This is a genomic window from Ruegeria sp. (assembly GCF_028066395.1).
Taxonomy (GTDB): domain Bacteria; phylum Pseudomonadota; class Alphaproteobacteria; order Rhodobacterales; family Rhodobacteraceae; genus Ruegeria.
Genome location: NZ_JALCBM010000004.1, coordinates 78,899 through 101,039, shown reverse-complemented (window position 1 = coordinate 101,039; position 22,141 = coordinate 78,899). Strand labels below are relative to the sequence as shown.

Below are 22,141 nucleotides of genomic sequence, written 5' to 3'. Positions count from 1 at the left end.
GAGGTTTTTGGCATGACGTTTTGCCCCTCGGCCGCGATGACACCCGATCCGAACAACTGGTTCGCGGTTCAGCTGCGCCCCAACATGCGCCTGATCGCCGAGCGCAACCTGACGCGGCAGGGTTTTACCAGTTTCGCACCCGCTCGGCTTGAAACCTTCCGACGTCGTGGACGTCTGAAGACCGAGGCCCGCCCGCTGTTCCCGGGCTATCTCTTCGTTCAGTTCGACCCGCAAACCGCCCGGTGGCAGGCCATCAACGCAACGCGGGGCGTCTCGCGCTTGATCACCGATGGCAGGCTCAACCCAACCCCGATGCCTGCGGATTTCATGAGCGGTCTGCTGGATCGCTGCGATCCCAATGGTCTGCTCCAGACCCCGGATCATCTGAATCCGGGCGATCACGTCCGTATCCTGTCGGGTCCTTTTGCAGGGTTGGTTTCCCGTATCGAGCATCTGGATCAACAAGAGCGCCTGCACCTGCTGCTTCAGATTATGGGGCGTCAGGTTCAAACGATCCTGCCGACGAAAAGCGTCGGCAGGATTGTCCGGCCTGAACCGGTATAGGGGTCAGACCTCCTGCATCCCCGCTGTGCCGATATCGGCAGTCCACAGGCGCATCCGGGTCAGGTGCCCCATTAGGTCCGGGGCCAATTCAACGGCGTTCAAACCCAAATCCGGCAATCCCGTGACACCGGTGGAACCCGCCGCAAGCAGGCCGGTTTCGGCACCCGTGTGACGTGTTGCCGTCGCAAAGGGAACGGCAAGACCGGGGCCAACCTCTCCGGCGCTGGTCGTCAGGCTGGTGAGCGACCCATTGACCGATTGCTCCAGACTGACCTGACCGGCACCGGGCGCATCGGTTGCAACCTGACAGGTGATCCGATCCCCCGCAGCATCGGTCCAGTTCAACAGCCTGACCGCGCCGGTTTCGGTGACAAAATCCCCGTCCCCCTCAACCGCCAGTGAAACAGCGCCCGAGGTGACCGGATCGACAACATGTGTCGCCCGCAAGGCCAGCACGTCCGGCGCGCGTGTAACGGGCGTTCCTTGCGTGGCGATATAGGACGAGACAGACGCTCCAACCTCAAGCTGCGCACCCCATATCCAGACATATCCGGGCTGGTTTGATGCGGTGTTCAGATTGTCTTCCGAGTTGTAGATCTCGAAATCCGTGGTCGCTGACTGGGTCGCCTGAACGGTGATCGAACACCGGAACCAGCCATTGCCCATATCCTGCATCTCGGCCGTATGGATCGAGTTCACGGTCCCCGGAACCCCTTGCCTCAGGTCGAAATAGCTGTCCTTGGCAAACCCGTTAGAGCGTTCGCGCAGGAACAGGAAATCACGGTCGCCTGCCTTGGCAAAAACCGAGAAGCTCAGGTTCTGGCCGGTGGTGTAACTGGCCGATTGCCGAACCGCCCCGTCATAGGTTGATGCTGTACTGGTCAGACGGCTGGCGGTCACCGACCCGTCCGGTGCAATACTGTCATCGGCCAGCACGCTGGCGCGGGATTTCGACCAACTCGCATGCGAAAACTCTGCCGAGTGCAGCAGCATGTTTGTACGTGCCTCGCCCTCAAGCATCATGCCCTGGCTGACCCATTGACCGTTCTGCAGCCGGTGGTCGATGCGCGGCTCGTCCACCGCAGCCACAGCCAGAACACCAGATGCATTGACATAGGTCCCGCCGGATGGGCGCGAGAACGCAAGCAGGTTGTCGAACCCGGACGCGGATGCGCCCTGATACACGCCGGACTGAAAGTCCAGCACCACTTCGGGTGGCATTCCGTTCACCGCATAGGCCAGCCGGGGATCTCGGGTGGGGGCGCTGCGGCTGCTATGGGCAAACCGGCCGCCTTCGAATCTACCTCCTGGTGTCATGGTTTATCCCACCAGCAAGGTCGCCTGCGCGTCGTCGCCGACCAGCCACAGACGCTCACCTGATTTCAACTGCATCGCCAAGGACCGGCCCGGTTGCACCAGATGCCCGGATGCGGCGTCCAAAGCGGGGATGGTGTCATCCTGCGTGATCTCGAACCGGACCGAGGCGCCGCTGACATTGCTCAGCAGAATGTCCTGATCGGCGGCGGCGGTATGGCGATTGGACGCACTCCAGCCCGCGGCCGGTTTATAGGTGATGGATGGCATGGGAATCTCCTGATGTTTGACGGGCGCCACATTAGAACCAGCCGCGCCTGCGTTGCCCGCGCGTCGGATTAAGGCTGTGTTCACGAAGCGATTGCCCGATCCCTTGCGGCAGGGTAGTGGTCAGACATCATGAAACCGGCCTGGATCACACGACTGCTCAAACGGCGCACAGCTGACACGACAGAGGTTGCTGCGGTTGCGCCGGAGACCCGGTTTTACGCGATCGGAGACATTCACGGACGGCTGGACCTGCTGCAATCGCTGCTGGCCCGGCTGGACCCCGAATGCCCCATCGTCTTTGTCGGCGACTATGTCGACCGAGGCGAGCAAAGCGCGCAGGTGCTGCGACATCTGTTTGACCTTAGCGACGTCAGCGACCGGCAGATGACCTGCCTGATGGGCAATCACGAGGAGATGCTGCTGCAATTCCTCGACATGCCAGAATACACCAGCCGTCTTTGGTTGCGAAACGGAGGGCTGCAAACGCTGGCCTCTTTCGGTGTGTCCTGCTCCGACGATCCGGATGACGACCAGGCCAGAGCTGTCGCTGCCCAACTGCGCCGGGCGATGGGGGAGACGTTGATCGACTGGCTGCATACGCGTCCGCTGACCTGGACAAGCGGCAATGTGACCGTTGTTCACGCCGGGCTTGATCCGACGCGTCCCGTGGATCACCAACACAGGCAGACCTGCCTGTGGGGGCATCGCCTGTTTCCACGCACCGCACGCACCGACGGGCAATGGGTGCTGCACGGTCATACGATCACCCCCGCTCCTAGGTCAGAAAATGGGGTGATTTCCATCGATACAGGCGCCTTTGCAACCGGGCGGCTGACCGCAGCCGAGGTCTCGCCTGCCGGTGTCCAGTTTATCTCGACCGGCTGAGTGGCTGGTCTGTGAGTGAATTCTTCTCACACGAACGCGCCAGCACCCGATGAACCGGGCATAAATCGAAATTTTCTCGATAACCCGCTGTTAAGGTTAACCATAAATTTACCAATCTCTCGCGACTCTGCCCGTATCAAAGGCGCAGGCGATCCTGCCCGCGCTGTGTGTTCCAAGGCAGAAGGGACAGGGATGCCGGATTACGATTATGCCGCATTGCCCCCGACCACCCAGGTTCTTTTCCAAGGTCGCACCAGCGGTCGGCCCGTTGGTTTTCTTGTGGTCAAACGGGGCATGGATATCGGGATTTCACTGCTGCTTGTGCCGGTGCTTGCGGGGTTGGCCGTTCTGCTGCTGATCCTCAACCCGGTGCTGAACCGGGGGCCGGTCCTGTTTGTCCAGATCAGGATGGGGCAGGGGTGCAAACCCTTCGTGGCCTACAAATTCCGTTCAATGACGCCCAATCTCGGAAAGACGCGACGACCGTTTGATCCGGTCGAAAACAGCCGGATCACCCGGCTGGGCTGCCTATTGCGCCGCAGCCGTATCGACGAGTTGCCCCAGATCATAAACGTTCTGAAAGGCGAGATGAGCCTGATCGGCCCGCGCCCCGACTATATCCATCATGCCCGCCATTACCGGCGTCATATCCCCGGCTATCGTGCCCGCCATCGTGTCCGGCCCGGGATCAGCGGATTGGCGCAGGTCGAGGTCGGATACGCTCACAGCTCAGACGCCGTTGCGGCCAAGGTGAGGGCGGATATTCGATACATCAACAATCCGGGGCTGGTGCAGGAGGCGCGCATTTTCTGCCGCACGGTTCAGACGGTGTTCACCCTGAAAGGACGCTAGGATGGGTCAAGCTGAAGCCTCTGACGCCCAGACGGAACCCGCGCGTGAAGCGGGTGACCTGTTCGATCTGCTGGCCCTGGCCTGGGCTGGCAAATGGGCGATCGCCTGCGCAACACTGATCGGAGGCATGCTGGCGCTGGGTGGCGCGCTTTATCTCGTCAAACCGCTCTACCAATCGGACACCACATTGGTTCTCGATCCTGAGCCCGACTTGCCGAACGGTGCCGGGTTGGCGGGGTTAAGCACCGATATCTCGGCAATCAATACGCAAATCGAGGTGATCGGATCGCGTCAGATGATGCGTGATCTGGTCGTGCATCTGGGCCTGACCGATGACCCGGAATTCAACCCTGCTCTGCGCCCGGGGCTGCCGTTCATCAGCGCCCCTTCTTCGGGGGCCGATGCCTTGAGCGCAACCGCCGAAACCGTGGCGAACGCAATCACGATCACCAATGTGCGCAATTCCCGGGTGCTGACTCTGACCGCCCGCAGCCGCGATGCCGGGAAAGCTGCCACCATCGCAAACGCCTTGGCCGCGCTTTACGTCGGATATCAGATCGAAGCCAAGCAGCGCGACATCTCGGATGCCGTCAGTTGGCTGTCAGAACGCGTCGCGAAGCTTGAAGACGAAATCAAGCAGCAGGAGGTCGCCTCTCGATCCCTGAATGCCGCGCTTCTGGCGTCCGAAGCCGAAGCTCTGGCACTGCGCATATCCGATACAAAGTCCCGATTGTCTGCCTTGTCGCAGCAGCAAAACAGTCTGATGCGGCAGTCGGACATGCTTGCGGGATCAGACGTCAATGACCCCGAAACCACCTTTGACGACCCCGGTCTGCGAAGATTGGCAAAGGCCGCGCGTTCCGGTGATCCGCTGGCGGTGGAAGAATTCGACCGCCGAAAGGCCGATATACAGGCGAAGCATGCGCATGATCTGACCCGGATCGCGCGCCAATCTGCATCATTACAAATTGCACTCGAACAGCTTGAGGCAGAATACACCCTTCAAACCAAAGCTCTGGCCGACCTTCAGCAGATAGAGCGTGAAGCCCGCGCGACCGAGCTGTTGCATCAGACATTCCTGTCCCGTCTGAAAGAAACCGCCCTGCGGAGCGGGTTGCAAACGGCCGACAGTCGGGTTGTTTCCCCTGCCACATCCGGCGAACAAATCGCGCCGCGCACCACGTGGATGGTCGCTTTCGGCCTTTTGGCCGGGGCGGCGCTTGGTATGGGGCTGGTGATCTGGCGGCATGCCCGGCAATCGGCCATCCCGACAGCGGCGCAAATGGAAACTGCCACCGATTGCGCTGTGCTGGGGCAGCTTCCGCAGGCCCCAATTCGCAAACCCGGTCAGCTTGTCGAGTATCTGGTGCAAAACCCGACCGCCCCGCTGGTCGAATCGGCGCGTAACCTGCGCACATCGCTGCTGTTGGGGGTGGCGGAGCCTCCGCAGGTCATCCTCAGCACCTCAGCTGTCCCGGATGAGGGCAAAACAACTACTGCCATCGCACTGGCCCATAATCTGGCCGGGCTGGGCCGGTCCGTTCTGTTGCTTGAGGCGGATATCAGGCGGTTGTCGTTTCACGACTATTTTGACGACAATCCCAGCGGAGGTCTGGTGTCTGCGCTGTCTCAGACCGCATCCCTCTCTGACTTGATCCGACGCGATACACGGATCGGGGTCGATATTCTTTTGGGTGAACACAGCACGCGCAGCGCCGCTGACCTGTTTGCCGCGCCCGCGTTTCAGGACCTGCTGAAACGCCTGCGGCAGGAGTATGATCATATCGTGATCGACAGCCCTCCGGTTCTGGCGGTGCCCGATGCCCGGGTCATCGGGCAATCCGCAGACGCGATTTTGCTGTCGGTTGCCACGGCCACCACCCGCCGTGAGCAGGTGCAACAGGCGTTGCGCGAGTTTTCCAGCGTCAATCTGCGTGTTGCAGGGCTGGTCATGTCCGATCTGGGCAACCGGGCCGCCAAGGCGCAGGGTTACGGGGCCTATTCCCAATATTACGCGGCTTGATTATCCCACAATCATCTGCTTCATCCTGAGGGCTTCGTATTCCAGCTCTTTCAAACGGAAATGCACCACATCGCCGATGGTGATGACGCCGCGCAGATGGCCGTCGCTCAGCACTGGCATGTGGCGGAACCGGCCTTCGGTCATGGTTTTCAGCACATCCATCAGGCGATCTTCGGGCGCGCAGCTTTGAACCTCGCGCGTCATCAGATCCTCGACCGCTTGCGGCAGGGTCTGACCGGGCGTGTCCGCCATGCGCCGTACAATGTCGCGCTCGGACAGAATGCCTTGCAGCGTGCCGTTCTGATCGGTTACCACAACCGCCCCGATATGTTTGTCGCGCAGGATATCGACGACCGAATGGATCGTGTCATTCGGACGCACTGAAAACACCGCGTCGCCCTTTCCTTCCAGCAGCTTGGCAACGGTGGTCTGGGTGTGCGACAGGTTCGACTCAGCGGTCTGGCTGCGGGTCGCGGACCCGCCCTTGTCGCCACGGGTCGGGGGCTGGTAAGAGCTTGGGGCCATGGCGGTCTCCTCTTGCAAAGAAATAGGCTGTTTGTTCCACCTTAGCGCAGGGATAAAACCTGTATAGGCCCCAAATTCACAAACTGGCGCAACCTTGCCGGTTTACAAGGAATTCCAGCGACATGAGCCAGCTATATCTGACCCCGCCCGTGGCCGCCCTGATTTTTTTGGGCGTGGTGATCTGCGGCCATAATTTCCGGCAAGTGTGGAAGCAGCAGCCCCCCGGCTGGCAGAAACGTGCCTGGCTGTTTGGCGTGCCTGCGGCCATCGGGTTGCTGGTGCTCGGCTTTATGCCGCTTGGCCCGGTTTGACTCTGAAAGGGGGCGCTGGCATATGCCGGGCACGGATTTTCCCAGGAGATCGCCCCATGCGCCATCTGACGGCTTTGGCCCTTACGCTTTTCGTTTCTGGCTGCCTGTTCGACAAGGAACCCGAGGTCGTCCGCCTGTCGGGTGAGACGATGGGCACCACGTTCAACATCATCGCCATCGGCGAGGATCTGGACGAAGCAGCACTTGGCACCGCCGTGCAGGACACGCTGGCGCGGGTGAACGGGAAAATGTCCAACTGGGACCCGAATTCCGAGGTTTCGACCTTTTCCGCCTCGACCGATACTGGCCCGGTCGCGGTGTCCGATGAATTCGCCTGGGTGATCGAGGCCGCACAGGACGTGCATGCCAAAAGCAACGGCACGTTCGACGTCACCCTCGGCCCGCTGATCGAGCTGTGGGGGTTCGGCCCGCGCAAGCCCGAAGACCCGGTTCCCGCAGATGCCGAGATTCAGGCGGCGCTGGACGCGGTGGGCCAGGCCGGGCTGCTGAAACTGGATCGCGCGGCGGGAACCCTGACCAAATCCAACCCGTCCGTGGGTATCAACCTGTCGGCCATCGCCAAGGGTTACGGCATCGATGCAGTGGCCGAGACCCTGCGCGAGGCGGGTATCGAGGATTACATGGTCGAGATTGGCGGCGATCTGGTCGCCAAGGGCGAGAATGACAAGGGCGAGGATTGGCGCATCGGGATCGAGAAACCCGAAACCGGCGCGCAGGGCATTCAGCTGATCGTGCCGCTGGACGATCAGGGGATGGCGACCTCGGGCGATTACAAGAATTTCTTCGAACAGGATGGCGTGCGCTATTCGCATATCATCGATCCGACAACGGGCCGTCCAATCACGCACCGCACCACATCGGTCACTGTTCTGGCCGAGAACGCGATGCTGGCCGATGCCTGGGCCACCGCGATGCTGGCGCTGGGGCAGGACAAGGGCATGGAACTGGCTGAGCAACATAAACTTGCCGTGTTCTTCATCTCTCGCGATGTGACAGGCGGCGAAGATGCCTATATCACGGTACAAAGCAGCGCGTTCAATGATGCGCTGGGCTCCAACTGAAGGGCAGGCACCTAAATGAGCACCTTTATTCTGGCATTCATTCTGCTGCTGATCATCATGGTCGGCATGTCCCTGGGCGTGATGCTGATGGGCAAGACGATCAAGGGCAGCTGCGGTGGTCTGAACGCGATTTCGGGCGCGGACAAATGCCTGGTGTGTCAAAAGGATATCGACCCTGACAGCCCCCTGCGCGACCAGTTGCAATGCAAGCGCGCCAAGAAAATGCTGGCGCAGATGGAGCGTCAGGATACCGGGGCCGCCTGACCCCCTTCGGGAATTCTCATCAAGGGGCATAAAGGCGGTTCACGCCCGGACGGGCAGGGGGTAGAAGGTGGCCTCAGAGCAGTAACCCGGAGACCCCAATGACCGCGCCCAAGCCTGTTGTCCTATGTATTCTCGACGGCTGGGGCCTGTCTGATGACACCGACGCCAACGCGCCTTATTTGGCCGATACACCGACCTTTGACGCGATCATGGCAAAGGGGCCGCATGCGAAACTGATCACTCACGGGCCGGATGTGGGTCTGCCCACCGGGCAGATGGGCAATTCCGAGGTCGGCCACACCAATATCGGCGCAGGCCGGGTGGTGGCGATGGATCTGGGGCAGATTGATCTGTCCATCGAAGACGGCTCGTTTTTCGAGAGCCGCGCGCTGCAGGAGTTCATTGCCAAGGTCAAAGCAGCAGGCGGCACCGCGCATCTGATGGGGCTGGTCTCGGACGGCGGTGTGCATGGGCATCTGAACCACATCGTCGCCGCCGCGAAGGCTATAACAGATGCAGGCGTGCCCGTGATGCTGCACGCCATCACCGATGGCCGTGACGTGGCCCCGAAATCCGCCTTTACTTATATCGCCGAGCTGGAAGACCGCCTGCCCGAAAATGCCCGGATCGTCACCGTTTGCGGGCGTTACTTTGCAATGGATCGCGACAACCGCTGGGAACGGGTGGCCGAGGCCTATGAGGCGATGATCAAGGCGCAAGGGCGCATGGTCACGACCGCCCATTCCGCCGTCGACCACGCCTATAACCAGTCCGAAACCGATGAATTCATCTCCCCCACCGTTCTCAGCGGGTATGAGGGTGTGAAGGATGGCGACGGTCTCTTCTGCCTCAACTTCCGCGCCGACCGCGCCCGGGAGATTCTGCGCGCCATAGGTGAGCCGGGGTTCGAAGATTTCGACACCGGCCCCCGCCCGCACCTGTCGGCGCTGCTGGGCATGGTTGAATATTCCGACGGCCACAATGCCTATATGACCACGGTCTTTCCCAAACGCGATATCGTCAACACGCTGGGGGCCTGGGTCGCCAAACAGGGCTTGCGCCAGTTCCGACTGGCCGAGACCGAGAAATACCCTCATGTCACCTTCTTCCTGAACGGTGGCAAGGAAACACCCGAACCGGGCGAAGACCGTTACATGCCCAAATCGCCCAAGGTGGCGACCTATGATCTGCAGCCCGAGATGTCCTCGGCCGAGGTTACGGCCAAGTTTGTCGAGGCGATTGAGGCCGGCTATGACCTGATCGTCACCAACTATGCCAACCCCGATATGGTCGGCCATACCGGCGACCTGCAAGCCGCCATCAAGGCGTGTGAGGCGGTGGATCAGGGTCTGGCGCAGGTGGTGGCTGCGCTGGACAAGGCGGGCGGCGCGATGATCGTCACTGCCGATCACGGCAATTGCGAAATGATGGTCGATCCCGAAACCGGCGGCCCGCATACGGCGCATACGCTGAACCCGGTGCCAGTTGCTCTGGTCGGCGGCCCGCAAGGTGCCGGGCTGCGCGACGGGCGTCTTTCCGATCTGGCACCGACGCTTCTGGCGTTGATGGACCTGCCTAAACCGCCCGAAATGACCGGGGAGAGCTTGCTGACATGAAGCGGGCTTTTGCTGCCACCGTGACCGCGCTCTGGGCTGCCACGGCGCAGGCCCAAAGCGATCCGTCACAGGCGGCTTTGGAGGCCGCGCAGATGCTGGAACAAGCCTCGGTCGCACTGACCGAGGCCAACAGCGCCCGTGACCGGGTGCGTGCCCTGACCGAAACCATTCAGGCCTTCGAGGCCGGTCTGACCGCCATGCGCGACGGGTTGCGCAAGGCCAGCCTGCGTGAGGCGCAGCTAAGCGCCGAACTGCGCACCCGCGAGCAGGAGATCGCGCAATTGCTGGGCGTGTTGCAAACCATCGAAACCACCGCACCGCCGGTTTTGATGCTGCACCCCTCCGGCCCCTTGGGCGCGGCGCGCACCGGCATGATGCTGTCCGAAGTTACCCCCGGTCTCAACGCAAGGGCCCAGGCGCTGGCCGATGACCTGCAAGAGGTGCAGACCTTGCGCCAATTGCAACAAAGCGCCGCCAAGACCCTGACCGACGGGCTGGCCGGGGTTCAGGATGCCCGCACGAGGCTCAGCGAGGCCATCGCCGACCGCACCGATCTGCCGCGCCGCTTTGTCGAGGACCCGGTGCGCACGGCGATTCTGATCTCTTCGACGGAAACGCTGGACGGGTTCGCCAGCGGGCTGTCCGAAATCACCGCCGGAGAGGTCATCGAATCACAGGCCAGCGTTGCCGACCGCAAGGGCCGCATCGCTCTGCCGGTTCAGGGTGTGTTGTTGCATGGCGCAGGGGAAACCGATGCCGCAGGCGTGACCCGCCCCGGTCTGGTGCTGGGCACACGCCCCCGCGCGCTGGTCACGACACCCACCGATGCGACGATCCGCTATCGCGGCCCGCTGCTGGACCTTGGGAATCTAGTGATTTTGGAACCCCAACCCGGGCTGCTTTTCGTGTTCTCTGGCCTGCAAGAGGTCTATGGTGAGGCCGGAGAGGTCATCCCACAGGGCACTCCGGTCGGGCTGATGCCCGGTGAAATGCCTCAAATCGGCGCGATTATGTCAACAAGCGGTGATGGCACTGGAACTGATCGGTCAGAAACGCTCTATATAGAGGTAAGACAGGATAACACACCCGTGGACCCGGCAACGTGGTTCCAGACGGATAGGAATGGATAGGCGAGTATGAAAAGATTTCTGATGGCCGGTGTGGCCGGAACCGTGGCAGGCGTGATTGCAACAACCCAGATCGCGGGCCCTCTGCTGGCGCAGGAGGCCGCAAGCAAGGCCAGCGTCTATGAACAGCTGGACCTGTTTGGCGATATCTTCGAACGCATCCGCGCCCAATATGTCGAAGAGGTCGATTCCGAAGACCTGATCGAGGCCGCAATTGACGGCATGCTGACCTCGCTGGACCCGCATTCCAGCTATCTGTCCCCCGATGACGCCGCCCAGATGCGGGTGCAGACAAGGGGCGAGTTTGGCGGGCTGGGGATCGAGGTCACGCAGGAAGAAGGTTTCGTCAAGGTCGTCTCGCCAATCGACGACACCCCTGCCGATGCCGCCGGGATCGAGGCCGGAGATTTCATCACCCATGTGGACGGTGAAAGTATTCTGGGCCTGACGCTGGATAAGGCGGTCGATCTGATGCGCGGCCCGGTCGGCTCGGAAATCGTGATCACCGTCGTGCGCGAGGGTGAGCAGGAGCCGTTTGACGTCACCATCATCCGCGACACCATCAAACTGACCGCCGTGCGCGCCCGGACCGAGGGCACCAGCGTGGTGCTGCGCGTCACCACCTTCAACGACCAGACCTATCCCAATCTGGAAGACGGGCTTGAGGAACAGATCGAAGAGGCCGGCGGCATCGAAAACGTCAACGGCATCGTGCTGGACCTGCGCAACAATCCCGGCGGTTTGCTGACGCAGGCGATCAAGGTCTCGGACGCGTTCCTGAACGAGGGTGAGATCGTCTCGACCCGGGGTCGCGACCCGCAGGATGGAGAACGCTTCAACGCAACGCCCGGCGATCTGGCCGAGGGCAAACCCATCGTGGTTCTGATCAATGGCGGCTCGGCCTCGGCATCCGAGATTGTGGCCGGTGCGCTGCAGGATCATCACCGCGCCATCGTTGTGGGCACCAAAAGCTTCGGCAAAGGCTCGGTCCAGACGGTCATGCCGCTGCGCGGTGAAGGGGCGATGCGCCTGACGACCTCGCGCTATTACACGCCGTCGGGCCGTTCGATTCAGGCGCTGGGCGTCAGCCCGGACATCATCGTCGAACAACCCCGCCCCGAACCTGCCGGTGAGGAGGAAGAGGAAACCAACGCCCGCACCCGGTCCGAGGCCGATCTGCGCGGCAGTCTGAACAATGACAGCCTCAGCGAGGATGAAATCCGCCAGATCGAGGAAGATCGCGCCAAGGCTGAAGAGACCGCCGAACTGCGCGAACAGGATTACCAACTGGCCTATGCCATCGACATCCTGAAAGGGCTGTCGGCCTTTAATCCAACCGGGCCGTCGCAGTAACCGGAATACAGGGCCGCGCGTGTCGCGGCCCTTTTTTGCATCTTAGCCTTCGACCTTGTGCAATTTCTGCTCATCCAGCATCAGCGCCAGCACGATCCCCACGGCGACCGATAGGGTCGCAAAGGCAAAGGCCATGTTCATGCCGCTGTCAAAAGCGGTGGAAATGGCAGCCTTGACCTTTTCCACCTCAGCCGGGTTCAGATGCCGCAGGATCGCCTGCGCCGAATCCGTCGCCAGCGTCCCGCCATTCAGCACCTTTTGATCCGCCTCAGACATGGAAATCCCGGCAGCCTCCAGCTGTTTGCGCAGGCTGGACAGGCTGGTGACATACATGACCGCCGTCGCCCCCGCGACCGAGATCGCGCCATAGACCAGATGGGTCATGAAGCTGAGCCCGCCAACCAATCCGGCACGTTCCGGTTTGACCGCGCAGACCGCCGCTGTGCCGGACGGCCCGACCGTCAGGGTCGCGCCCAGCCCGATCAGCGCCATGCCGGGCAGGATCTGGAAATAGCCCAGCCCGGCGGGCATCACCACAATGCTCGCCGCGCCCACGGTGGCGCAGAGGTACCCCCAGAACAGCAGCCGTTTGGGGCCGAAATCATTATACAGTGTGCCTGACACGATCGAGCCCACCGCCAGCAGAACCGTCAGCGGCGCCAGACCCAGCGCCGATTGCAGCACCGACCAGCCCAGCACCTTTTGCATATATTGCGGGAAATACAGCAGCCCGACAAAAGCCGCCGAGACGTTGAACATGTTCAGGCCCAGGGTGATCAGAAACTCTCGGTTCTGCATCAACTGGGGCAGCAGCAGTGGTTCTTTCACCCGCTTCTCTACGCGGGGGAACAGGATGAACAGAACCGCGCTGACGAAGAACAGCAGCAGCAACGGGACCGAGGTCCAGCCCCAATCCGCGCCCACATCCAGCCCGTAGAGCAACAGCAAAACGGCAAAGGACAGAATGCCCATCCCGGCAAAGTCGATATGTTCGCCCTGTTTGTGCTGGGTCTCTCGCTCCATCAGCAACACGGCCGTCGCCATCGAGATGCAGGAGAACACGACATTGGCCAGAAAGAACAACCGCCAGTCACCGAAATTCACCGCCGCGCCGCTGATCATCGGACCGAAGACATTGCCGGTGGTCACGCCCGCAAGGATCAGCCCCATGACCAGCGCACGGTGTTCGGGTTTTGACACTTTGGTGGCTCCGAAGGCCAGCGTGCAGGGCCAGACACAGCCCGCACCTATCCCCTGCAGGGCACGGGCGCCGATCAGGTAATCCAGCCCCGGCGCGACAAAGCACAGCACCGACGAGAACAGAAAAATCGTCAGCCCGATGATCATCACCCTGCGGTGCCCGTACATGTCACCCAGACGCCCCCCGGCGACCATGGTCATCGCAAAGAACAGGGCATAGATGTTCAAAACCCACTGGGAGCTGGTGATATCGGCGTCAAAGCTGTTTTCGATGGCCGGGACCAGCATCAGCGCGCCGGTGAAATCGATGCCGATGCCAAAAGCCGTCACCATCAGGGTGATGACCTTGATGATACTCGTCCGATCCATGACACAGCCCCGTTTGACCCGGTTGCCTTATTGAAACACGGAAGCAGGTGAAAAAGATAGGTTTTTGCGCGTCAGCCCGTGTTTGCAGATCACCCGTCCGGGCTGTGCAACCTGCGAAATGCGCGTTTCAGCATGTCAAGTTCAGCGCGCAGCAGATCGACCTCGGCCCGCAGATCCTCTGCGGCGGGTGCGCCCGCAATCACCGTGAACGACCCCAGCTTTGCGCGGGTCGAAGCATCGCTGATGACAAAGGAATGCACACCATCGGACAGGGCTGAAACCGGAACCAGGACGCGCAGGGTCCAGCCCTCGCCCTCGGGTGTCAGTTCCGTGTCCAGCAGGACCTCACCCAGATACTGGACTTCAACACGCGAGGCGTCGATGCCGGTCAGATAGCCTTCCCATACGCCGTTTTCGAACCGGGTCGGTGTCAGGGTCATATCGCTCATGGCTTACATATCCGCCCGGTGGTGGCGACAAAAGGTCAGATCACGCAGGGTGATCCGGTTCATCGCGGGGTTGTTGAAAATCACGTCCAGCCAGACCTTCTCAATCCGCCGTTCGTTCAATTCCAGATGCGCCAGATCGAAATCCACCGAGACTGCATCGGTGGACATGTCCAGTTCGCGCAGGACCTGTTCCGTATTGGGACCGTGCTGGATGTTGAGCCGGACAAACCCGGCAATAGGGCGTTCCGCCTCGATCACCGTATCGATGCGCATCAGGTGCTGGCCGGTCAGTCCGGTCGCGCCGTCAGACGGCAACTCGATGGACAGCGACAGGAAAGAGCCATTGAACTCCAGCACCTCGGCCATCAGGCTGTAGGGTGCCAGATCATTGTCGCGACGATTGCGGGTCTGCCGCAGGACAATCTCGGCCAGGTCGCAATCGTGAAACAGGGTTACTTGCCCATCCAACGCTGCCTTGCGCGGGGCCGAGGCGAGGCCCTGCCGCGCCAGCGGCCCGCGCCACAGGTCCGGGCGCCACGACCAGTCCGTGCCCAGCGGGCGGGGGAACTGGGACGATCCGATCAAGGGCCGCGTCAACCGCGCGTCGGCGCGCTGGATCAACCGGTCCAGCTGCGCCCGCAACTGCCGCGCGTTGTCGCGCTGGCGGCGCAGCTCGGACAGAGAGGAACTGTCAGCTTGCTGACCGGCCCGCTGCCAGCGCGCCAGAACCTTGCGGTTCAGATAGCGATCCAGAATTCCGCCCATATCCTCATCGTCCGTAATTGACCCTCTTTAGTCAAAGAAGGGGCGCGGGATAAACCCGTGTTGCAAGAATAGGGGTGGAAAATTCCGGAAACGTGAATGCCGACGGTGTTGTGTTCAGGGGAATTCTCTTTGAATACGGGGCCGGTATTCTTGCAAAGGTGTCACACGCGGCCTACCTTCGCCCCTTGGGCAGCGGGGCATGATCGCCAAGGCTGCATCCCTCATCACAGACAAGGCAGGCATGGAACCGACCCTATTTTCGTTCATCTGGAAATACTCGAAAAAGCAACAGCTTGTCCTGCTGGTGCTGACTGTGCTGTCCTTTCCGTTTCTCTATGCCTCGCTGGAATTGCCCAAGCAGATTATCAATGACGCGATCGGCGCGCCGTCGGATTCGGTCACCGTATTCGGCGTGACCGTCACTCAGGTGCAATACCTGCTGATCCTGTGTTTCGCCTTTCTGGCCACCGTCATCGCCAGCGGGCTGATGAAAATGCGCATCAACACGATGAAGGGCATTCTGGCCGAACGCATGCTGCGCCGGCTGCGATTCACGCTGATCAGCCGGTCGATGCGGTTTCCGAAATCCTATTTCGCCACCACCAGCCAGGGTGAGCTTGTGTCGATGATCACCTCCGAGGCCGAACCGATGGGCGGGCTGATGGGCGACGCCATCGCGCAGCCGGTATTCCAGTTCGGCCAGATGATGACCATCGTCACTTTCCTGTTCATGCAAAGCGTCTGGTTCGGGCTGGCCAGTATCGCGCTGATCCCGTTGCAGGCCTGGCTGATCCCCAAGCTGCAACGCCAGATCAACCTGCTGAACAAGGACCGCATCCAAGAGGTCCGCCGCCTGAGTTCCGAGATTGGCGAAAGTGCTGCGGGCATCAGCGATCTGCGCACCAATGGCGGCTGGCGCTATCGTCTGGCACAGTTCAGCCACCGTCTGGGCACCTTGTTCGAGATCCGGTTCAAGATCTACAACAAGAAATTCTTCATGAAGTTCCTGAACAACCTGATCACCCAGATGACACCGTTCCTGTTCTACTCGGTCGGTGGTTATCTGGCGATCACGGGTGAGGTGACGGTGGGCGCTCTGGTCGCAGCACTCGGCGCCTACAAGGACCTGAGCGGCCCGTGGAAGGACCTGCTGACCTATTACAATCAGGTGCAGGACATGTCCCTGCGGTGGGAGGTCGTGACCGAACGCTTCGCCCCCTCGAACATGATCCCCGAAAAGCTGTTCGAGGGCACGCCTGAAACCATCCCGCGCCTGACCGGTGATGTCGAGCTGCGCAACGTCACCGTGCGTGACAACGATGGCAAGACGATCCTTGAAGATATCGACCTGACCATCCCGCAGGGTGCCCGGGTGGCGATCCAGTCCACCCATGCCTCGGAACGCAGCGCGCTGGCGCAGTTGCTGACGCGCGAGGTGCTGCCTGCACAGGGCGAGGTCATCATGGCCGGTCACGATCTGAACGGCCTGCATCAGAAGGTGATCGCCGCGCGGATCGGCTATGCCTATTCCCGGCCTTACCTGTTTGACGGGACGCTGGGGGACAACCTGCTGATGCCGCTGCGCACCCATCCGCAGCACGAAGACGACGCGACCCGCGTGCCCTCACGTCGAGAGATTGAGGCGGTGCGGGCCGGAAACCCGCCCGATTCCCTCAGTGATGAGTGGATCGATCCCGGTCTGGCAGGGCTGGAGGATATCGAGGACATCCGCGACTGGTGGTTCAAGCTGGTCGAGGCTATGGGCATTGACGAATTCATGTTCCGCCGCACCCTGCGCACGCGATTTGATCCTGTGCAGCATCCGGCGCTGGCACAGGATATCGTCAATCTGCGTGACAAAATCGCCGACCGTTTACGGGAACGGGGGCTGGATAAATGCGTCTACCGGTTCGACCCGGACGCCTTCAACCCGGCGGTGCCGCTGGGGGGCAATCTGCTGTTTTCGGCCCCCGCACATGACATCTCGCCCGAGGCGCTGGCAGGTGATGGCCGTTTCCTGTCCCTGCTGACCGCGCATCAGCTGGATGACGATGCGCTGGCGATCTCGGACGCGGTGCTTGAAAGCCTGAATCAGACCTTTGGCCGGGACGGGGTCGATCACCCGCTGTTCCTGCGGGTGGGCCTGTCGAAGGACATGTATCACCGCCTGCTGGACCTGCAGGAGCGTCGCAAGACCCGTGGCGATGACGCCCTGAGTGATTCGGACCGCGCCTTGCTGCTGACGGTTCCTTTCATGCTGACCGCCGAACAGATCGGCCCCAGCTTCCCCGAGGAATACAAGGACAAAATCCTGTCGATCCGCCAAAAACAGGCCGAGCAGTTGCGCACCGCAATGGACGGGATGTTTGTCCCCTTGCAGCCTGATCTCTACCTGCCGCGTCTGACGGTTCTCGAAAACGCGCTTTATGGCCGGATCTCGCAGATGGCCGGGTCGCAGGCCGATGCGATCGAGGATCTGGTCGCCGAAGTACTGAACGAAGCCGGTCTGCGCCGCCGCGCCGCTGCGATCATCTATGATCTGCCCTCGGGTCTGGGCGGGAACAACCTGCCCACCGTGTTTCAGGAACGCGCCGCCTTTTCACGGGCAGGGATCAAGCGGCCTGACATCTTGATCCTCGACAAGGCACTGGCCAGCCACGATTCCGAAAGCCGCCTGCGCACACGGCTGAAACTGCGCGAGTTGCTGCCCAATTCGATCATGATCTTCATGGAGGATCATTTCGCCCATCCCGAAGCCTATGACCTGTTCGTCGAAATCAAGGATGGCCGCATCGACGGCGTGTCACGCACCGGGATCGACACCGAAGACAGCACGCCGGACGACCTGAGCCGCAAGCTCAAGATCATCTCGTCGACGGAACTGTTCTCGCGTCTGGATGGGCGCAACCAGCGGCTGCTGGCGTTTTCGGCGCAATGGTATGAGGTTGCGGCAGGCCAGACCATCTTTAGCCGCGGGCAGACCCCGGATGCAGCCTATCTGTGCATCTCGGGCGAGGCCAGCCTGAACTGGCCCGGCGAGGATGGGCAGACACGGACCATCGCCACAATCGGCCCCGGTCGCTTGATCGGAGATCTGGCGGTCATCACCGGCGATCCGCGCCAGATGGATTTGATTGCCAACACGGAATGCACCTTCCTCAGACTGGGGGCGGAAGAGCTGCGCGCGGTGGTGGAAAGCGATGCCACCGTTGCCATGCAATTGCTGCAAACCGTCGCCGGATACCTGACCTTCACCGCCGAGCGCCTGCGTCAGTCGAACATACCCCTTGGCGATGATGTGCCGGGGGCCGAGGCGCAGAATGCCGGTTAGTCGCCCCTATGCCCCGCACGAATATCTGGTGGCCGAGGCCCGGCCATACCCGGAAATCTGGCGCCTGCTGACCGGTCTGATTGTGGTCACTGCAGTGGTCGTGGCCATGAATGCCGTGCTGTTCATCGTGGTTGCCAGCCTTGGGCCGCCGCAATGGGTGGCCGAGTTTCTGATCGGCGCGACCCCGGTCTCCTTGTTGGTGGTGCTGTCCAGCTTTGCCTTTACAACATTGGGCGTCGCACTGGCCGCGCGGCATCTGCAACACAGAACTCTGCGCTCGATCATTGGTGAGCGGTCCGCGACGTTCCGGCAGTTCTGGCGCGTACTCGGGGCATTGACGCTGCTGGGCGCAGTGCTGCTGGCCTTGCCCCCTTATGGCATGGGCGCGGCCTTGCAACCCAATCTGGCATGGTCCAGTTGGCTGCCGCTCCTGCCCCTGTCCCTTACTGCGGTGCTGATTCAGACCAGTGCCGAGGAAATCCTGTTTCGCGGTTATTTCCAGCAAAGCCTGGCCGCCCGTTTCCGGTCACCCCTGATCTGGATGGGTGTGCCTTCGGTTCTGTTTGCCCTTGGACATTACGCCCCGGCACTGGCCGGGGACAACGCGGTGCTTGTCACGCTTTGGGCTTGCATCTTTGGCCTGCTGACCGCCGACCTGACCGCCCGTTCCGGCACGCTGGGCCCTGCTATTGCGCTGCATTTCTTCAACAATGCCTCGGCGCTTCTGGTGATCTCGGTCCCCGACAGCCTGAGCGGGCTGGCCCTGTACCATCTGCCCTACACCATGTCGGACACCGGCATCGTCCGGCAATGGCTCTATGTGGATTTCGCCCTCATGATCATCGGCTGGCTGACGGTGCGGCTTGCGCTCAGGCGCTGATTGCAATTCCTGCCGTAGCGTCTTATTTGACGTCAACGCCGCATCAGCAAGGTTCCGACATGAACTGGATCACAAACTACGTCCGCCCCCGGATCAACTCGATCTTCTCCCGCCGGGAAGTGCCCGAAAACCTTTGGCACAAATGCGGCGAATGCGGAACCATGCTGTTCCACCGCGAACTGGCCGAAAACCAGAATGTCTGCACCCAGTGCGACCACCACATGGCGATCACTCCGCGGGACCGGTTCCATCATCTGTTTGATGGCGGCATTTTCACCGAGGTGGACGTGCCCGCCCCCAAAGACGACCCGCTGCAATTCCGCGATCAGAAGAAATATCCCGACCGGATGAAAGCCGCCCAGAAAAAGACCGGCGAGAAAGAGGCGATGCTGGTTGTCACGGGTGAGATCGGGCGTACGCCCATCGTGGCGGCCGCACAGGATTTCTCGTTCATGGGCGGGTCGATGGGCATGTATGTCGGCAACGCCATCATCGCCGCGGCGCAAGAGGCGGTGAAACTGAAACGCCCGCTGATCCTGTTTTCCGCCGCCGGTGGCGCGCGCATGCAGGAAGGTATCCTCAGCCTGATGCAGATGCCGCGCACAACCGTGGCTGTCGAGATGCTGAAAGAGGCGAACCTGCCCTATATCGTCGTGCTGACCCACCCGACCACCGGTGGCGTGACTGCGTCTTATGCCATGCTGGGCGACGTGCATATCTCGGAGCCCAACGCGCTGATCTGCTTTGCCGGTCCCCGCGTGATCGAACAGACCATCCGCGAGAAACTGCCCGAAGGTTTCCAGCGCGCTGAGTATCTGCTGGATCACGGCATGCTGGACCGTGTGACCAAGCGCACCGAAATGCGCGAGGAACTGATCACCATCACCCGTATGCTCATGAACCAGCCCCCGGCGATCAAAGGTGATCTGCCAGCCCCCAAGGCTGAAGAAGAAGCCCCGGCCGAGGAACCAGCCGAGTCATGACCTCGCCATCGTCGGACGTCATCCTTGACCGGATGATGGCGCTGCACCCCAAGATCATCGACCTGACGCTGGATCGTGTCTGGCGCCTGCTGGCCGCGTTGGATAACCCACAGACCAAACTGCCGCCGGTGATCCACATCGCCGGAACCAACGGCAAGGGTTCGACCCAGGCCATGATCCGCGCCGGGATCGAAGGGGCCGGGCTGCGCGCCCACGCTTATACCTCGCCGCATCTGGCCCGGTTCCACGAACGCATTCGCCTGGCCGGAGAGTTGATCTCGGAACCTGCTCTGACAGCCGTGCTGGATGAATGCTACGCCGCCAATGGTGGCGAGAACATCACCTATTTCGAGATCACCACCTGCGCCGCCCTGCTGGCCTTTGCCCGGTCACAGGCCGATTTCACCTTGCTTGAAGTCGGTTTGGGCGGCCGCCTCGACGCCACCAATGTGATCGAACAACCCGCCGTCACCGTGATCACGCCGGTCTCCATTGATCACGAACAGTTCCTGGGTAACACGCTGGGTAAAATAGCGGCGGAAAAGGCCGGCATCATCAAGCCTGGCGTGCCCTGCATCGTCGGCCCGCAACAGGACGAAGCGCTCGAGGTCATCGAATACACCGCCGCCCGTCTGGGCGCACCGCTGCTTGTGCACGGCCAGCACTGGCATGTGCATGAAGAAAACGGACGGTTGGTCTATCAGGACGAAACCGGCCTGCGTGACCTGCCGCTGCCCAAACTGCTGGGCGCACACCAGATCCAGAATGCAGGCACCGCCCTTGCTGTCCTGCGCCATCTGGAACTGGGTGATGACGCCTATGAGGCTGCGGTCACCAAAGCCGAATGGCCCGCCCGGATGCAGCGCCTGAAATCCGGCCCACTGGTGGATCAGGCCCCGCAGGCCGAACTGTGGCTGGACGGCGGCCACAACGCCGCTGCCGGTGTCGCTTTGGCGGATGTTCTGGCCAAACTGCCGGAAAAGCCAACCCACATGATCTGCGGCATGTTGAACACCAAGGACGTCACCGGCTATCTGGCCCCATTGGCCTCCCAAGCCCGCAGCCTGACCGCCGTATCGATTCCCGGAGAGGCCAATACGCTCAGCGCCGAGGACACCGCGGCCGCTGCGACCAAGGTGAACTTGCCAGCCACAACTGCAGTCAGCGTATTAGACGCTCTGACAGCCATCACCGCCGAAACACCGGATGCTCGCATCCTGATCTGCGGCTCTCTCTACCTGGCCGGAAACATCCTGCGCGAAAACGGCTGACCCTTCATCTGGCCAGAAATATCCCGGGGGAGCCGCCAACGGCGGCGGGGGCAGCGCCCCCCTAAGGTTTTTCGACGAAAAACCTCACACCCCCCAGCCTTGGCTTTGCATTTCCCGCAGCCGCGATGCGGTACGTTCAAATTCGAAGGTCCCTTCGCCCTCGACATACAGCATCTCGGGCTCGGCAGCAGCCGAGCAGATCAACCGCACCTGTGCCTCGTACAAAGCGTCGATCAGGGTCACGAACCGTTTGGCTTCGTTGAAATTGTTCCGCGACAAACGGGGAATGTCTTCCAGCACCAGCACCTTGACCGCCTCAGCAATCGCCAGATAGTCCGCAGGCCCCAACATCCGTCCGCACAGATCGTAAAACGTAGCCCGCGCCACACCATTGCGAAAGGCCGGTATCTCGACCTCGCGCCCGTTCACCTTCAACCCCAAAGGCTCGGCTGGCCCACCGGAAAGATCATCCCAAACCGCCCGGATATTCGCCCGGGCCTCGGGTCCGATCGGGCTGAAATAGACCGGGGACCCTTCCAGCCGGTTCTGCCGGTAATCGGTGGGCGAGATCAACTCGCGCACTTCCAGCTGTTCCTTGATGTGATGAATGAACGGCAGGAACAACTGCCGGTTCAGCCCATCCTTATACAGATCATCCGGGTGCCGGTTCGACGTGGTGATGACCACAACCCCGCCCGCATGCAGCA

Annotated in this window: 21 protein-coding genes; 14 read left to right on the top strand and 7 right to left on the bottom strand. The window is 61.5% G+C overall.

The genetic code is table 11. The annotated features are described in order from the left end of the window. Window positions 1-12: 12 nt before the first annotated feature. Window positions 13-564: a transcription termination/antitermination NusG family protein gene (locus MPJ51_RS02600; RefSeq protein WP_298381437.1), complete on the top strand. Its 552-nt coding sequence runs from the start codon at window positions 13-15 to the stop codon at window positions 562-564. A gap of 3 nt (window positions 565-567) precedes the next feature. Here the strand turns inward: MPJ51_RS02600 and MPJ51_RS02595 are convergent, their stop codons facing one another. Together MPJ51_RS02595 and MPJ51_RS02590 are read right to left on the bottom strand one after the other, a co-directional pair. Continuing rightward, the gene (locus MPJ51_RS02595; protein ID WP_298381435.1) at window positions 568-1,881 is read right to left on the bottom strand and encodes a hypothetical protein; all 1,314 of its coding nucleotides are present in this window, start codon (window positions 1,879-1,881) and stop codon (window positions 568-570) included. Window positions 1,882-1,884: 3 nt separating this feature from the next. Then, window positions 1,885-2,148, bottom strand: a complete 264-nt coding sequence (locus tag MPJ51_RS02590) for a hypothetical protein (protein WP_298381433.1) — start codon at window positions 2,146-2,148, stop codon at window positions 1,885-1,887. A gap of 129 nt (window positions 2,149-2,277) precedes the next feature. On the opposite strand from MPJ51_RS02590, the gene MPJ51_RS02585 reads away from it, so the two are divergent. The 3 genes from MPJ51_RS02585 (at window position 2,278) to MPJ51_RS02575 (ending at window position 5,908) form a co-directional block, all read left to right on the top strand. Further along, window positions 2,278-3,033 carry a metallophosphoesterase gene (locus MPJ51_RS02585; protein WP_298381431.1) on the top strand — a complete coding sequence of 252 codons (756 nt, stop codon included), beginning with the start codon at window positions 2,278-2,280 and terminating at the stop codon, window positions 3,031-3,033. Between the two features lie 192 nt (window positions 3,034-3,225). Continuing rightward, entirely contained in the window at window positions 3,226-3,885 is a 660-nt protein-coding gene (locus MPJ51_RS02580; protein WP_298381429.1) for a sugar transferase, read from the top strand. 1 nt (window position 3,886) lies between these two features. Next, entirely contained in the window at window positions 3,887-5,908 is a 2,022-nt protein-coding gene (locus MPJ51_RS02575) for a polysaccharide biosynthesis tyrosine autokinase (RefSeq protein ID WP_298381427.1), read from the top strand. Here the strand turns inward: MPJ51_RS02575 and MPJ51_RS02570 are convergent, their stop codons facing one another. Continuing rightward, a complete protein-coding gene (locus tag MPJ51_RS02570) occupies window positions 5,909-6,433 on the bottom strand; it encodes a CBS domain-containing protein (RefSeq protein ID WP_298381425.1) in 525 nt (174 codons plus the stop codon). A gap of 122 nt (window positions 6,434-6,555) precedes the next feature. On the opposite strand from MPJ51_RS02570, the gene MPJ51_RS02565 reads away from it, so the two are divergent. The 6 genes from MPJ51_RS02565 to MPJ51_RS02540 all read left to right on the top strand — a co-directional run bounded on the left by MPJ51_RS02565 (window position 6,556) and on the right by MPJ51_RS02540 (window position 12,186). Then, on the top strand, window positions 6,556-6,744 hold the full coding sequence (locus tag MPJ51_RS02565; RefSeq protein WP_298381423.1) for a hypothetical protein: 189 nt from the start codon (window positions 6,556-6,558) through the stop codon (window positions 6,742-6,744). Between the two features lie 56 nt (window positions 6,745-6,800). Then, window positions 6,801-7,826, top strand: a complete 1,026-nt coding sequence (locus MPJ51_RS02560; RefSeq protein ID WP_298381421.1) for an FAD:protein FMN transferase — start codon at window positions 6,801-6,803, stop codon at window positions 7,824-7,826. 15 nt (window positions 7,827-7,841) lie between these two features. After that, the gene (gene nqrM, locus MPJ51_RS02555; protein ID WP_298381420.1) at window positions 7,842-8,090 is read left to right on the top strand and encodes a (Na+)-NQR maturation NqrM; all 249 of its coding nucleotides are present in this window, start codon (window positions 7,842-7,844) and stop codon (window positions 8,088-8,090) included. A 98-nt stretch (window positions 8,091-8,188) separates the two neighbouring features. Beyond that, window positions 8,189-9,706, top strand: a complete 1,518-nt coding sequence (gene gpmI, locus MPJ51_RS02550) for a 2,3-bisphosphoglycerate-independent phosphoglycerate mutase (RefSeq protein ID WP_298381419.1) — start codon at window positions 8,189-8,191, stop codon at window positions 9,704-9,706. Then, a complete protein-coding gene (locus tag MPJ51_RS02545) occupies window positions 9,703-10,836 on the top strand; it encodes a peptidase M23 (protein WP_298381418.1) in 1,134 nt (377 codons plus the stop codon). Before gpmI ends, MPJ51_RS02545 begins: the two co-directional genes overlap by 4 nt. A gap of 6 nt (window positions 10,837-10,842) precedes the next feature. Beyond that, window positions 10,843-12,186 (top strand): S41 family peptidase, encoded by a 1,344-nt coding sequence (locus MPJ51_RS02540; protein ID WP_298381417.1) that lies wholly within the window; start codon window positions 10,843-10,845, stop codon window positions 12,184-12,186. 42 nt (window positions 12,187-12,228) lie between these two features. On the opposite strand, the gene MPJ51_RS02535 is transcribed toward MPJ51_RS02540, so the two are convergent. The 3 genes from MPJ51_RS02535 to MPJ51_RS02525 all read right to left on the bottom strand — a co-directional run bounded on the left by MPJ51_RS02535 (window position 12,229) and on the right by MPJ51_RS02525 (window position 14,969). Continuing rightward, the gene (locus tag MPJ51_RS02535) at window positions 12,229-13,755 is read right to left on the bottom strand and encodes an MFS transporter (protein ID WP_298381416.1); all 1,527 of its coding nucleotides are present in this window, start codon (window positions 13,753-13,755) and stop codon (window positions 12,229-12,231) included. 89 nt (window positions 13,756-13,844) lie between these two features. After that, window positions 13,845-14,204 carry a hypothetical protein gene (locus MPJ51_RS02530; RefSeq protein ID WP_298381415.1) on the bottom strand — a complete coding sequence of 120 codons (360 nt, stop codon included), beginning with the start codon at window positions 14,202-14,204 and terminating at the stop codon, window positions 13,845-13,847. Between the two features lie 3 nt (window positions 14,205-14,207). Continuing rightward, entirely contained in the window at window positions 14,208-14,969 is a 762-nt protein-coding gene (locus tag MPJ51_RS02525; protein ID WP_298381414.1) for a DUF6478 family protein, read from the bottom strand. A 241-nt stretch (window positions 14,970-15,210) separates the two neighbouring features. On the opposite strand from MPJ51_RS02525, the gene MPJ51_RS02520 reads away from it, so the two are divergent. The 4 genes from MPJ51_RS02520 to MPJ51_RS02505 are packed head-to-tail and all read left to right on the top strand — an operon-like array spanning window position 15,211 to window position 21,434. Further along, window positions 15,211-18,300 carry an ABC transporter transmembrane domain-containing protein gene (locus MPJ51_RS02520; RefSeq protein WP_298381413.1) on the top strand — a complete coding sequence of 1,030 codons (3,090 nt, stop codon included), beginning with the start codon at window positions 15,211-15,213 and terminating at the stop codon, window positions 18,298-18,300. Then, window positions 18,290-19,180: a type II CAAX endopeptidase family protein gene (locus tag MPJ51_RS02515; protein ID WP_298381412.1), complete on the top strand. Its 891-nt coding sequence runs from the start codon at window positions 18,290-18,292 to the stop codon at window positions 19,178-19,180. Before MPJ51_RS02520 ends, MPJ51_RS02515 begins: the two co-directional genes overlap by 11 nt. 59 nt (window positions 19,181-19,239) lie before the next feature. After that, the gene (gene accD / locus MPJ51_RS02510; RefSeq protein WP_298381410.1) at window positions 19,240-20,163 is read left to right on the top strand and encodes an acetyl-CoA carboxylase, carboxyltransferase subunit beta; all 924 of its coding nucleotides are present in this window, start codon (window positions 19,240-19,242) and stop codon (window positions 20,161-20,163) included. Further along, window positions 20,160-21,434: a folylpolyglutamate synthase/dihydrofolate synthase family protein gene (locus tag MPJ51_RS02505; protein ID WP_298381409.1), complete on the top strand. Its 1,275-nt coding sequence runs from the start codon at window positions 20,160-20,162 to the stop codon at window positions 21,432-21,434. The genes accD and MPJ51_RS02505 overlap by 4 nt, the downstream gene beginning before the upstream one ends. Window positions 21,435-21,518: 84 nt before the next feature. Here MPJ51_RS02505 and zapE read toward each other — a convergent pair. Then, window positions 21,519-22,141 (bottom strand): cell division protein ZapE (gene zapE, locus MPJ51_RS02500; protein WP_298381408.1); only part of this gene is annotated, 623 nt, incomplete at its 5' end.